The sequence below is a fragment of the Allobosea lathyri genome, from assembly GCF_900108245.1.
Classification (GTDB): domain Bacteria; phylum Pseudomonadota; class Alphaproteobacteria; order Rhizobiales; family Beijerinckiaceae; genus Allobosea; species Allobosea lathyri.
This window is the reverse complement of record NZ_FNUY01000001.1, coordinates 728,815-740,730: the sequence shown is the minus strand read 5'-3', so window position 1 is coordinate 740,730 and position 11,916 is coordinate 728,815. Positions and strand designations below refer to the sequence as shown.

The 11,916-nt window shown below is 64.7% G+C and carries 8 protein-coding genes; 4 read left to right on the top strand and 4 right to left on the bottom strand.

Annotated features, from left to right (window positions below; genetic code table 11):
- Nucleotides 1-95: 95 nt before the first annotated feature.
- On the top strand, nucleotides 96-2,288 hold the full coding sequence (locus tag C4S73_RS03360; RefSeq protein ID WP_103871011.1) for a S9 family peptidase: 2,193 nt from the start codon (nucleotides 96-98) through the stop codon (nucleotides 2,286-2,288).
- Between the two features lie 15 nt (nucleotides 2,289-2,303).
- On the opposite strand, the gene C4S73_RS03355 is transcribed toward C4S73_RS03360, so the two are convergent.
- Nucleotides 2,304-3,863, bottom strand: a complete 1,560-nt coding sequence (locus C4S73_RS03355; protein WP_103871010.1) for a hypothetical protein — start codon at nucleotides 3,861-3,863, stop codon at nucleotides 2,304-2,306.
- A 316-nt stretch (nucleotides 3,864-4,179) separates the two neighbouring features.
- On the opposite strand from C4S73_RS03355, the gene C4S73_RS03350 reads away from it, so the two are divergent.
- Nucleotides 4,180-4,779, top strand: coding sequence for a superoxide dismutase (locus C4S73_RS03350; protein ID WP_103871009.1), 600 nt, complete (start codon nucleotides 4,180-4,182; stop codon nucleotides 4,777-4,779).
- 261 nt (nucleotides 4,780-5,040) lie between these two features.
- Here C4S73_RS03350 and C4S73_RS03345 read toward each other — a convergent pair whose 3' ends face one another.
- Both C4S73_RS03345 and C4S73_RS03340 read right to left on the bottom strand, forming a co-directional pair.
- On the bottom strand, nucleotides 5,041-6,732 hold the full coding sequence (locus C4S73_RS03345; RefSeq protein WP_103871008.1) for a methyl-accepting chemotaxis protein: 1,692 nt from the start codon (nucleotides 6,730-6,732) through the stop codon (nucleotides 5,041-5,043).
- Nucleotides 6,733-6,869: 137 nt separating this feature from the next.
- Entirely contained in the window at nucleotides 6,870-7,700 is an 831-nt protein-coding gene (locus C4S73_RS03340) for a ChbG/HpnK family deacetylase (protein WP_160115659.1), read from the bottom strand.
- A 268-nt stretch (nucleotides 7,701-7,968) separates the two neighbouring features.
- Between C4S73_RS03340 and C4S73_RS03335 the strand changes: the two genes are divergently transcribed.
- Together C4S73_RS03335 and murJ are read left to right on the top strand one after the other, a co-directional pair.
- Nucleotides 7,969-9,003 (top strand): glycosyltransferase family 2 protein, encoded by a 1,035-nt coding sequence (locus tag C4S73_RS03335; RefSeq protein ID WP_244595413.1) that lies wholly within the window; start codon nucleotides 7,969-7,971, stop codon nucleotides 9,001-9,003.
- 312 nt (nucleotides 9,004-9,315) lie between these two features.
- On the top strand, nucleotides 9,316-10,842 hold the full coding sequence (gene murJ / locus C4S73_RS03330; RefSeq protein ID WP_103871005.1) for a murein biosynthesis integral membrane protein MurJ: 1,527 nt from the start codon (nucleotides 9,316-9,318) through the stop codon (nucleotides 10,840-10,842).
- Between the two features lie 135 nt (nucleotides 10,843-10,977).
- Here murJ and C4S73_RS03325 read toward each other — a convergent pair whose 3' ends face one another.
- Nucleotides 10,978-11,841 carry a branched-chain amino acid aminotransferase gene (locus C4S73_RS03325; protein ID WP_103871004.1) on the bottom strand — a complete coding sequence of 288 codons (864 nt, stop codon included), beginning with the start codon at nucleotides 11,839-11,841 and terminating at the stop codon, nucleotides 10,978-10,980.
- Between the last annotated feature and the right edge of the window lie 75 nt (nucleotides 11,842-11,916).

Below are 11,916 nucleotides of genomic sequence, written 5' to 3'. Positions count from 1 at the left end.
GCAGCAGGCTGCCGCTGCAAACGCGACGGGCTGTCTTGCCAGCCCGAGGCATCGTCTCTACCTGTCTGCATCAACCGCTGGTGGAGATACCATTGATGCACTCGGATTCACCCTCTCGCGGCGCTTCGATTTCGACAAAAGAAAAAAAGCGACTTCCATTGCCTCCGCGCGCCGATATTCGTCCCAAAACGACCGTCGTTCATGGCACTAAGCTTCGTGACGACTATGACTGGCTGCGCGCATCGAACTGGAAAGACGTGTTGCGCGAGCCCGACGCCCTCCCTGCCGACATCCGTGCCTATCTCGACGCCGAGAATGCCTATTGCAAGGCGTTGATGACGCCGACGCGCGCCATGCAACGCGACCTGGTCAAGGAGATGCGCGGCAGGATCAAGGAAGATGATACGAGTGTGCCGCAGCCGGACGGCGCGTTCCTCTACTATTCGCGTTACCGCAAAGGCGGCGAACACCCCCTGATCTGTCGCAAGCCCCGCAGTGGGGTATTACGTAACGGAAAGACAGTCAACAACGAAGCACGCGAGCAGATTATGCTCGACGCCGACAAGCTTGCCCATGGCAAGGACTTCTTCGATCTCGGCGACACAGCGCATAGTCGCGACCATCGCCTTCTCGGCTGGAGCGCCGACGAAGCCGGCTCCGAGCTCCACACCATCCGCGTCCGCAATCTTGAAAACGGCGAAGACCTTTCGGACGTCATCGGCGATACCACGGGCGATATCGTCTGGGACGGGGCTTCGCGCGCCTTCGCCTATGTCAGGCTCGACGAGGATCACCGCCCGTCCCGCGTTTTGCGACACCGCCTCGGCGAGCCGGCAGAGCAAGATGTGCTTCTGCACGATGAGGCCGATGCCGGCATGTTCGTCGATATCGACGAGACCCAGTCGGGCCGGTTCCTGCTGATTTCGATCAGCGATCACGAGACGTCGGAAATCCGCGCGGTCGACCTGCTCGAACCGGATGCGGCACCTGTGACGATCGCGCCGCGCCAGGTCGGCCGGCAATATGCCGTCGAGCATCACGACGAGGTTTTCCTGATCCTGACCAATGCCGACGGGGCCGAGGATTTCAAGATCGTGACCGCACCGGTCGCCGATCCCGATCCCGCGAACTGGCGCGATCTGGTGCCGCACAAGCCCGGTCGGCTGATCCTGCGCCATGTCTGCCTCAAGGGCCGCCTGATCCGGCTTGAGCGTGAGGACGGGCTGCCGCGCATCGTCATCCGCGATCTCGCGAGCGGAGCCGAAAACAGCATCGCCTTCGACGAGGAGGCGTATGCGCTGGGCATGGATGCCGGCTATGAATTCGACACGGACACGCTGCGGTTCATCTACGCCTCGATGGCACGCCCGGCTGAAACCTATGATTACGACCTGGCGACCGGCGAACGAACCTTGCTGAAGCGGCAGGAGGTGCCGTCGGGTCATGACCCCGCCGCCTATCGCGTGCGCCGGATATTCGCGACCGCGAAAGATGGTGCGCAGGTCCCGATCTCGTTGCTGCATCGTGCCGATACAGTGCTCGACGGCTCCGCCCCCTGCCTGCTCTACGGCTACGGCTCCTATGGCTCGGCGATGTCGGCCTCGTTCCGGACCCGGCCGCTCAGCCTGGTGGATCGGGGCTTCGTCTACGCCATCGCCCATGTTCGCGGCGGCACGGACAAGGGCTGGCGCTGGTATCTCGACGGCAAGCGCGACAGGAAGGTCAACACCTTCACCGATTTCATTGCGGCAGGCGAAGCGCTCATCGCAGCTGGCTTCACCGCGCGCGGCCGCATCGTGGCAGAGGGTGGCAGCGCCGGCGGCATGCTGATGGGCGCGGTCGCCAACATGACGCCATCGCTATTCGCCGGCATCATCGCCGAGGTTCCCTTCGTCGACGTCCTCAACACCATCTTGGACGACACCCTGCCACTGACGCCGCCGGAATGGCCGGAATGGGGCGACCCGATCAGAGACGTTGCCGCCTTCAAGCTGATCCGCAGCTACTCGCCCTATGACAACGTCCAGGCGCAGGCCTACCCGCCGATCCTGGCGATGGGCGGCCTGACGGATCCGCGCGTGACTTACTGGGAACCCGCGAAATGGGTCGCGCGGCTGCGCGCAACCATGACCGGGGGCGGCCCGGTCATGCTGCACACGAATATGGAAGCGGGCCATGGCGGCTCGGCCGGACGCTTCGATTCGCTGAAGGAGACGGCGCTGTCCTACGCCTTCGCGATCCAGGCAGTCGGAGAGGCCTGGCCGCAGGCGACGATCAGCACAAGCTGATCGGGCCGGCGTCGGTCAGGCGCCGAGCCGGCTCTTCTCGCTGGCGAGGTAGACCTTCAACTCGTCCATGGAGGCGAAGCTGTAATTGCCATCGGGCGTGCGGGCCTGAATCGACCCGTCCGCATAGATGGTGAAATGCGCGTCACCGACCTGATAGGCGCCGACGATCCCCTCATTCGAGGCGGCCGGTGCATCGGTAGAGGCCTCCGGCTCGGGCGCGGCGGCGCTGGTGGCTTCATCATGCTCCGGGAACGGTGCATGTGCGTTTTCCGAAAGAGCCGATCCGGTATCGTCGACCGCGGAGTGGTTCTCCTCCTCGGCATCGCGATCAGACATCGCAGCCCCGCGTGTCTGAGGAGGCCAGGGCGGCGCATCCATCTTGGGCGCATCCATCTTGGGCGCCTCTGTCTTGTGCGCTTCTGTATTGGGCGCATCCAAATCGGGTTCGTCGAGCCCGGGCTCGGCCTGATCGGGATCATTTGCAATGGGCGTGTCGCCAAACCACGGGTCTTTGCGCCGCGATGCCGGATGCATCCAGGCATCGGCATCGCCCGTCGCGGCAGCCGTTTCGTCGCCATGCTCAAGCGATGGCTCGATACGCCCCCCAGCCTGATCACGCTCCGGCTGCCGGCCGGTCAGGCTTTCACGGAGGAAGCTGAATTCATCCGTACCGCGCCCGACATCGACCGGTTCGGGTTCGGGCACATGTGGCGCGTCACGATCCGGCCAGTCGATGGGGCCGGCATGCTCGCTTGATTCCGCCTCGGCGCGATTCGCGTCAGCCGGGACATGGTCTTCGGCCGTCTCCTCGACAGCGTCCTCGGTATCCTGCGTGTCGGGAATCGCCTCGGCCGGCTCATCGGACACAAGTTCGGTCGCGCCCGCAGCGACAGCCGGCGTATCCTCCAAAGGCTCAGTGGCGTTCGAGCTCTCTTGCGTGTTCGAGCTCTCTTGCGCGTTCGAGGTGCTGGGCGCATCGATCGACGCGAACGGATCGAAAGCCGGAAAAGCATACGCCTCGGCAACGGGCAGGACCGGGGCCGGCTCGGGCGGGTTCGCGGGTTCCTGCTCGCTTCGCTCGACCTGATTCTTCTCGGCCGCCTGATCACCGAAGAGATCCCGTTCGACGGAGGCGTGCTCCGCCGAGGTGGCTTCGTCATTAGCGGCATCAGCAGGAGACGAGGTCTGGAACGCATGCGTCGCCGCTAGCACCCCCCCTGCCCCCGCTGCGGCTCCGATGGCTGCGCCGGCCATACCCGCGCCACTTGCAGGCGGCAGGTCGCGCGAGGGCATGAGATCATGCGCGGCAACAGCAAGATCCTGCTGCTGCGGGGCTGAAGCCATTGAGGCGACAGACATCGCCATCGCCGCATTGGCAAGCGTCGCCTTGACGCGGCGGACTTCCACCAGCACCCAGGCCAAAGCGAGCAGGATCACGCCAGCCGTCGCTACGACGGTGCCGATGATGACCTGTGTGAAGCCACGCTCCAGCACCAGATAAGGCAAGCCATCGACGATGGCTGCCGCGCCACCGCCGAGAAACCCCAAGCCCAGCAAAACGAAGATCGCGATCAATTCAGTATCCTTGGCAAGATCTCGGGCGGCCCGCTTTGGCTGACCCCACCGGTTATCTACTAACGTATTGAATAAGAGAGAGTTTCAATTTCAGTTTGGCATAAGGCGAGGAATTTGTCCGCAGTGAGGCGGTCGGGCCGACCTGACATGCATCCTGACATGGCCTTTTCCCAAGCGCGACGGTTGTCGGCGGAGCGCCGGAGGCTTAACTATCAGCCCGAATGGCGGGGCACATTTCGGGATAGCCCCGACCCTGACCGTTCATCGGCAAGCCATTCTTAGTTCAAGCGATTTGACAGCCCAAGGAGAGGCAACCATGTCCTTCACCCTTCCCGATCTGCCCTACGCCCATGATGCGCTCCAGCCCTTCATGTCGAAGGAGACGCTCGAATTCCACCACGACAAGCACCATCAGGCTTACGTCACCAACGGCAATAACGCGATCAAGGGCACGGAATTCGAGGGCAAATCGCTCGAGGAGATCGTCAAGGCCTCGCATGGCAAGAACCCGGCCGTGTTCAACAATGCCGGCCAGCACTACAACCATCTCCACTTCTGGAAGTGGATGAAGCCGAATGGCGGCGGCAAGATTCCGGGCGCCCTGGAAAAGGCGATCGTCGACTCCTTCGGCTCGGTCGACAAGTTCAAGGAAGATTTCGTCGCGGCCGGCGTCGGCCAGTTCGGCTCGGGCTGGGCCTGGCTCGAAGTCAAGGGCGGCAAGCTCGCGGTCAGCAAGACCCCCAATGGCGAGAGCCCGCTGGTCAACGGCGCGTCCCCGATCCTGGGCTGCGACGTCTGGGAGCATTCGTACTACATCGACTACCGCAACCGTCGTCCCGACTATCTCAAGGCCTTCCTCGAGAGCCTGGTGAACTGGGAATACGTCGCCGAGATGTATGACGGCGCCAAGGCCTGAACGGCCGAAGCCTGAGCAGCCGAGCACCGCTCACGTAAGCTATCGAACGGAAACGGGGCCTCACGGCCCCGTTTTCTTGTCTGCAATGCCTCGCCTCTCAGAGACTGTTTGATAATTCAGCCCTCATCCTGAGGAGCCGCGAAGCGGCGTCTCGAAGGATGTTTCAGGAGGCTCTCGAACCAGCTGGAGCATCCTTCGAGACGCCATTTCTGATGAAATGGCTCCTCAGGATGAGGGCTGTAGGAATTTTCAGACGGTCTCTCAGGCTGCGACGCTGTGCAGGAACTGATCGACCGTCGAGCGCAGGCGAAGCGCCTGGGCGGCGACCTCGCCGGCCGCGCCGCGCACCTGCTCGGCTGAGCGGCCGGTTTCCTCCACGCTGTCGGCGAGCACGCTGAGATCGCTGGAAACGGAAAGCGCCGAGGAGCTTGCCATTGCGACGCCGCTGGCGATCTCGCCGGTCGCGATAGCCTGCTGCTCGATCGAGGTCGCAACGGAATTGGCGAACTTCTCGATTGCGCTCATCCGCTCGGCGATGTTCTGGATCGCGCCAACGACCTCGCCGGTCGCGCCCTGGATGGCGCCGACCTGGGTGACGATGCGATCAGTCGCATCGGCGGTCTGCGAGGCCAGGCTCTTGACCTCGGAGGCGACGACGGCAAAGCCGCGCCCGGCTTCGCCCGCACGCGCCGCCTCGATCGTGGCGTTGAGCGCGAGCAGATTGGTCTGCGCAGCGATATCGCGAATCAGATTGACGACCTCGCCGATGGCGCGGGCGGTCTCGTCGAGGGCGCGCACGGAGCTGGCAGTGTCGCGCGAAATCGATGCAGCCTCGACGATCTCGGTGCGGACGCGGCGAACCTGGAACTCGACCTCGCGGATCGCGGCGCCCATTTCTTCCGCGGCCTGGGCCGCGTTCTCGACATTGCCCGACGCGCCATGGGCGTTCTGCGCGGCGCGGGCGGCGCGGCCCGACGATTCCGCCGCGACGCGGGCGAGACCGTCCGAGGCTTCGCTCATCCGGTCGGCATTGCTCTTGAACGCTTCCAGCGCCACGCCGACCTCGCCACGAAACAGGTCGATCGCCTCATCGATGCCCTGCTGGTGCTGCTGGCGTTCTGCTTCGGACAGATGCTGCTTCTCCTGCAGGGTCGCCCGCTCCGCCAGACGAATCTTCAGGATGCCGAGCGCATGGGCGATAGCGCCGATCTCGTCGCGGCGGCCGATCGCGTCGATCGGGGTGTCGAGCTGGCCATCGGAAATGCTGACGATCGCCCGGGTCATGCTCTTCAGCGGCTTCATGGTCCGCGACAGCGAGTACCAGAGCAGCGGCCCCAGCACGATCAGGATCAGGATGCCGAAGCCGATCGTGACGAACTGCTCCAGGGCAACGCGCGCGACGAGGCGGGTCTTGTCGAAACGAATGGCGACGTAGCCGATCTGCTTTTGATGACCGCCGACCCGCACGACATGGATCTTCGTGACGAAGGTCTTGTCCTCGATCTCGGTTGAAGTCGAGTTCGCCAGCGCCTCCCAGGGATCCTTGCCCAGCGCGGCTTTCAGCGTACGGGGCGTCAAGGACAGGCGCGATTCCTCGGTGCGACCTGAGCTCGCCAGGGTCGAGACATCGTCGGCGACCATTCCGGCATCGAAATCGGGGTCGCGGCGCAGGGATTCCAGGATATAGCCGAGCGTGTTGGTATCGCGCGCCAGGATCAGCGATGGCGAGGCGTTGACCACCATCAGCGTCAGGGCGGTCATCTTCTGCTCGAGATCGTCGCGCGTCCGGGTATCGTTGTAGCGGGCAGCTGCGAGCACCACGAAGACGATCGCCACAGCAACGATCGCCACGGCAGCTGCGGCGATCTGGCGGCTGAGCGAACGCGAGCCGTTGCCGGTCGCAAGCGCCGGCGCTGTGCCAGTCGCATGACCCGCTCGCCTGAACCACATCATTGAGCTGATATTCCTAGGACCCGGCCACAACTGCGGAAGCCGCCCCCGGCAAGCCCCCGCATTCACCCTGCCCGAGCTTGGTAAACAATCGATTGCGGAAAGCCCCGATTTACGCTGGGTCAATTGTACTTCCGGGGCTATCGCAAGACCTCGAAGCGAACCATCGGCAGCGCTGCCGGCGGACTGAAAGCCGCCAGCGCGGCGTGCTCGATCGGCCGCGTCGCGATCACCGGATCGAGCCGGGCCAGCTCGTCATCGACGAAGCCGGGATGGCACATCACCAGATGGGCCGGGCCGGGCTGGACGAGGAAACGGGCGAGGTCGGCGCCGAAATCGCGCGTGGGATCGAAAGGCGCCACGCCTGAAAAGCCGCGATTGACGCGCATACCGCGCCGCAGCGCCGCTCCGCGAAAGCCCAGCGCCAGCGTCGAGATGGTCAACGCCTTGCCAACCGCCACGCCACGCGCGCGGATTGCGCCGACAGCGTCCGCCGGATCGCGCAGATAGATCGCGCCGGCAGAATAGCGGCGCGCCACCGCATCAAGCACAGCGCGGCGCACACCGGGCAGCACGTGGACATGCTGGTGCCCGTCGACGAAATCAGGAGCCCGCCCCAGCGCATCCTCGAACGCATCGAGCTGGCGCGTGATTTCGGCGGCGATCTCCTTGCGCGCGCTGGGCGACGTCGCGGCAGCCCGCGCCAGCTCGCCCAGCTTCGGCAGCTCGCCTCCCGCTGCGAGGCGCGGCATCTTGCCGAGCGGCGCGGCGCAGGTCAGGTTCAGATGGAGGCCGAGATCGGCCTTTCCGCTGAACCGTCCGAGTTCGCCCGCCAGCCTGCGCCAATGCGGCCGGTTGGTCATCGCGCCCGTGGCCGAGAGCTTGCCCTGTTCCAGCAAGTCCAGGATCGAGCGGCTGACGCCCTCGGTCAGCGCGAAATCGTCGGCGCAGAGAACAAAACCGCTTGCCATTTCGTTTGTTGTCCCTGGTTCAGTCACGACACTGTAAAGTTCGACGATGACGTAGTCCGAAATGGAGCGCGCATGATGGTATCCGAAAACCGGTTCCCACTTTTCGGCATCATGAACTCTGGAGGGCGCATGATGGTATCCGAAAACCGGTTCCCACTTTTCGGCATCATGCTCTAAAGCCCGGCACGGGCTTGTGAGCCCGCATGCTTTACGGTTCTGTGCGGGGCGCGTCACCCGTGTCGAAGCGGTAGGTGCCGAAAGGTCATTCGTGTCTGAAACGTCGTCCATACCATCCTCGGCGGTGCCTCCGGCCAAATCCGCCCGGCCTGAGCTCTCGATCGTCGTGCCCGTCCACAATGAGGCGGATAATCTGCCATTGCTGGTCGAGCGGCTGCGGCCCCTGCTGGACGGAGCGGTTTCGTCCTGGGAACTGGTCTGCGTCGATGATGGCAGCCGCGACGGGACCCTGTCTGTGCTCAAGCTGCTGAGCGCTGCCGATCCGCGCATCAACGCTGTCTCGTTCAGCCGCAATTTCGGCAAGGAGATCGCGATCGCGGCCGGGCTCGACCATGCCTCGGGCGACGCGGTCGTGATCATGGACGCCGACCTGCAGCATCCGCCGGAGACCATTCTGCTGTTCCTCGAGAAATGGCGCGAGGGCTTTCTCAACGTCTACGGCCAGCGCGCCGACCGCGCGGGCGAAGGCCGGCTGAAGCGCAATTTCGCCAAGCTGTTCTACCGCCTCTTCGCCAGCTTCGGCGAAACCGAACTGCCCGAGGGCGCCGGCGATTTCCGCCTGCTCGACCGCAAGGTGGTCGATGCGTTGCGGGCGCTGCCCGAGCGCGCACGCTTCTCCAAGGGGCTTTACGCCTGGGTCGGCTTCCGCTCGGTCGGCGTGACCTTCGAGGTCGCCGAGCGCGAGCATGGCCAATCCAAGTTCAGCTTCCGCAAGCTGTTCCGCTTCGCCTTCGACGGCCTGTCCTCGTTCTCGACCGTGCCGCTGAAGGTCGCGACCTGGGCCGGGGTCGTCATCGCCATCATCGCAACCTGCACGGCCTTCTACTTCATGATCCGGACCCTGTTCTATGGGACGGACCTGCCCGGCTTCCCCTCGCTGATCGTCTCGATCATGTTCTTCTCGGGCATCCAGCTGATCTCGCTGGGTCTGATCGGCGAGTATGTCGGGCGGATCTTCGCCGAGGTGAAGCGCAGGCCGCTTTATCTGATCGGCGAGCGCGTCGGCTTCGACGCGCGCACCGTCGACCACCCGCGCGGCGACGCCCTGCCGCCGCTGATCCGCTGAAGGGGAACTGGACCATCCTTCGAGACGCCGTTATGCGGCTGTCCACAGTCCGGTCTGAAAGCAGGCGGCGGAATCAACGGCTTGGATAGTCTTCACCAGAACGCCGTCGTCCCGGGCGACCGCAGGGAGACCCGGGATCCATTCCCAGGCATGGCCGACCTGTGTTCCGGAATGGATCCCGGGTCTTCGCTGCGCTACGCCCGGGATGACGGCATTTCATTCGATGATCGCGAGGCCGTTGAAAGCTCAATCCTATTCTCAGGCCAGATTCGCAGGATGAGGGCTCAAGCCCCGGACCGCCCAAGGTAAGCAATGCTCCGAAAAATCCTCTCCGTCGGTGGTTTCACGCTGCTCTCGCGCATGTCGGGCTTCGTGCGCGACATCGTGCTTGCAGCCGTGCTTGGCGCCGGGCCGATGATGGATGCGTTTTCGGTCGCGCTGCGCCTGCCTAACCATTTCCGGACCATCTTCGGCGAGGGCGCCTTCAATCAGGCCTATATCCCGGCCTATTCGCGGATCAGGCAGCAGGCGGATCAGGCCACGGCGACGCTCTTCGCCAACCGCGTCTTCAGCCTCAACCTGATCGTCCAGATCGCGCTGCTGGCGCTGGCCCTGCCCTTCATGCCCGAGATCGTGCGCATGCTCGCGCCCGGCTTCGTCAACGACCCGCAGCGCTTCGAGCTTGCGGTTTCGCTGACCCGGATCACCTTTCCCTATCTGCTCTTCATCACGCTGGTGACGCTGCTCTCGGCCAATCTCAACGCGGTCGACAAATTCGCGGCCGCCGCAGCAGCGCCCATCCTGCTGAATCTCAGCCTGATCGCGGCGCTGACCGTCGCGTTCCTGTTTCCAAGCGCGGCCTATGCAGCGGCGTGGGGCGTCGCGATCTCCGGCCTGCTGCAGTGGCTGCTGGTGGCGTTCGCGGCAAGCCGGGCGGGCGTGGCTGCCGCGGTGACGCGCCCTCGCCTCGACATCAACGTCAAGGCGTTCCTGAAGGCCTTCGGACCCGCCGTCATCGGATCGGCGGGCGTGCAGATCGCGCTCTTCGCCGATACGATCATCGCTTCGCTCTTGCCGGCGGGCGCCTATTCGGCGCTGTACTACGCTGGCGGTCTTTACCAGCTGCCGATCGGCGTGATCGCCATCGGCGTCGGCACGGTGCTTTTGCCGACGATGAGCCGCCTGATCGCCGCCGGAGATCTTTCCGGCTCCGACAAGGCGCAGAACCGGGCGGTGGCGCTGACGATCGTCGCCGCGGCGCCCTTTGCCGCCGCCTTCCTGGCCATCCCCGAACTCATCGTCTCCGCCCTGTTCGAGCGTGGACGCTTCGACGCCGCCGCCAGCCAGGCAGCGGGCGCCGTGCTCTTCGCCTATGCCATCGGCCTGCCCGCGATCGTGCTGATCCGCACGCAGGTCTCGACGTTCCAGGCGCGCGGCGACACGACGACGCCGATGATCGTCTCGCTCTGCGCCATCGCCGCCAATGTCGGGCTGAAGCTGCTGCTCTGGCGCGACTGGGGTGCACCGGGGCTGGCGCTGGCGACGGCGGCCGGGGCCTGGATCAATGTCGTGCTGCTGTTTGTGCTCGGCGTCAGACGACGCTGGGCGCGGCCCGACAGGCATCTCTGGGGCCTTGTCGTCATCACGCTGGCCGGCAGTGTCATTGCGGGGCTCGCCGCCCGCGTGCTCGCCCCCGTCCTGCTCACGGCTCTGGCGAGTTTCCCCGTGCAGCCGCGCCTTGTCGCGCTTGCGATTGCCGGCCTGGTTGCCGCCGGGCTTTACGTGCCGATCGTGCTGGGCGGGCTGAAGGCAGCCGGATTGCTCCGGCTGCTGCGCTAGATCATTGGACCGGATATCGTATCCGGCCCGATGATCCAGCTCTTTGTTTTTGCATCGGCTTTTCTCAAAAACCGCATTCCACTTTCGGGCCGATGCTCCAAGCGAAATCAGCAGGCCCAAGCCCGCCGGCCCGCCTCAGGCCTTGGAGTGGGCGAAGTCCATGTAGAGCTGGCGCGCCTTGCGATAGAACGGGCCGGGCTGGAGAACCCTGTCGTCGATCCGGCCGACCGGCACGACCTTGGAGTAGTTGCCCGAGGAGAAGATCTCGTCGGCCTGCACGAAATCCTCATAGCGCAGGCTGGTTTCCTCGACCGTCACGCCATCCTGACGCAGCAGCGAAATCACGCGCTGGCGGGTGATGCCGTTCAGGAATGTGCCGTTCGGGATGGGGGTCTTCACCACGCCGTCGCGGGCGAGGAAGATGTTGGACGTTCCGGTCTCCGCGACATTGCCGAGCATGTCGAGCACAAGCGCATTGTCGAAGCCGGCGGCCTTGGCGGCACGCAGGACGCGGGCATTGTTCGGGTAAAGGCAGCCCGCCTTGGCGTCGGTCGGCATCGTCTCCAGCGTCGGGCGACGGAACGCGCCCTGCGTCACGGACATGCCGACGCCCGGATCACCCATCGGCGCCTCGAACAGGCAGAGGCAGAACTTGGTCGATTCCGCGTCGGGGATGATGGTCGAAACGCCATCGGCCTCGGCCCAGTACATCGGCTTCACATAGAGCGGCACGCCGCTGGTGAATTTCTTGGCGCCCTCGAGCGTCTTGCCGACGATCTCTTCGACGGTCGCCGTCGCCTTGAGGCCGAGCGCAGCGGCCGAGCGGTTGACACGAGCGGCATGCAGGGCCAGGTCAGGCGCAACGCCGTCGAAGTAACGCGCGCCGTCGAAGACGGAGGAGGCCTGCCAGATCACGTGGCTGCGCGGGCCGACAAGGCCGGGATTACCTTCGTGCCAAGCTCCTTCGAACCAGGTCCATGTCTGCGAATACCAGGCCATCAAGGCACTCCTGCTGTCTCAAATCTGCCGGGCCACCGTCTGCCGCGCGCCCGTCCGCGTCAACAGACAGACCCT

Bases quoted from the DNA above. Each gene is read 5' to 3' on its own strand.
- C4S73_RS03360 (WP_103871011.1), top strand. From the start codon at position 96: ATGCACTCGGATTCACCCTCTCGCGGCGCTTCGATTTCGACAAAAGAA.
- C4S73_RS03350 (WP_103871009.1), top strand. From the start codon at position 4,180: ATGTCCTTCACCCTTCCCGATCTGCCCTACGCCCATGATGCGCTCCAG.
- C4S73_RS03345 (WP_103871008.1), bottom strand. From the start codon at position 6,732: ATGATGTGGTTCAGGCGAGCGGGTCATGCGACTGGCACAGCGCCGGCG.
- C4S73_RS03340 (WP_160115659.1), bottom strand. From the start codon at position 7,700: ATGGCAAGCGGTTTTGTTCTCTGCGCCGACGATTTCGCGCTGACCGAG.
- murJ (WP_103871005.1), top strand. From the start codon at position 9,316: ATGCTCCGAAAAATCCTCTCCGTCGGTGGTTTCACGCTGCTCTCGCGC.
- C4S73_RS03325 (WP_103871004.1), bottom strand. From the start codon at position 11,841: ATGGCCTGGTATTCGCAGACATGGACCTGGTTCGAAGGAGCTTGGCAC.